At 37.3% G+C, this 1,047-nt stretch carries 1 protein-coding gene; it reads right to left on the bottom strand.

Going from position 1 to position 1,047, the window contains the following annotated elements:
• On the bottom strand, positions 1-870 hold an 870-nt coding region (locus AC1DTM_RS28165; protein ID WP_477001453.1), incomplete at its 3' end, for an acyl-CoA dehydrogenase family protein.
• Positions 871-1,047 lie beyond the last annotated feature (177 nt).

Below are 1,047 nucleotides of genomic sequence, written 5' to 3'. Positions count from 1 at the left end.
CGCCATATCAGCTAATTTAAATTGAATCGCTTGGAAATTAGAAATTGTTTTACCAAATTGTTGACGTTCTTTCGCATATTGCAATGCACGTTCAAATGCAGATTGTGCAATACCTACTGCTAATGCTGCGATTGAAATACGTCCTCCATCAAGTGTATATAAGAATTGTTTAAATCCTTTATTTACATCACCAAGTATATTTTCTTTCGGTACACGCACACCATCAAGTACGATTTCACAAGTATTAGAAGCACGAACACCCATCTTATCGTAAGGGCTTGAAATCGTTAACCCTTCACTAGTAGTCGGTACGATAAATGCAGAAATACGTTTTCTACCATTGTCTTCAACACCGTTGATAGCGGTTACAATAATTGTATTTGCATACTCTGCATTTGTGATCCAACACTTTTCGCCACTAATAACATATTCATCGCCATCTAATATTGCTTTCGTTTGTGTGCCCCCTGCATCAGATCCAGCGTTTGGCTCTGTTAATCCGAAAGCACCTAATGTTTTCCCTGACGCCATTGGAACTAAATATTTTTGTTTTTGTTCTTCTGTACCGAAATAATAAATTGGAGAAGCACCTAATGAAATTGTTGCAGCATAGCTTAAACCAGTACCACCACAAGCACGACCAATTTCTTCAACTGCTAACGCGTACGATAATGTATCGCCACCTGAACCTCCATACTCTTCTGGGAATGGGATGCCTAATAATCCTAGTTCGCCCATTTTTTGAAATGTTTCATATGGAAACTCTGCAGTTTTGTCATAATACACAGCTTTCGGTGCGATTTCCTTTTCAGCAAAGTCACGYACCATTTCTTTAATCATTTGTTTTTCGCGAGTTAGAGTAAATTCCATTCCGCTACACACCCCTTATCGAATATTGAGTTTCGACAGCGTACGAGTTTCTACTACAAACATTACTTCTTAAAAGACACGAATATTAGTTAGACAATTGCTATAATTCTGTCATAACTTAATTTTAAAACAGATTCTGTACCAATGCACAAAAAAATTCCTACATTGTTCTACAAC

It is taken from the genome of Bacillus sp. P4_D3, from assembly GCF_056401855.1.
The sequence above is the reverse complement of the archived record's forward strand: the minus strand, read 5'-3'. Positions and strand labels throughout refer to the sequence as shown.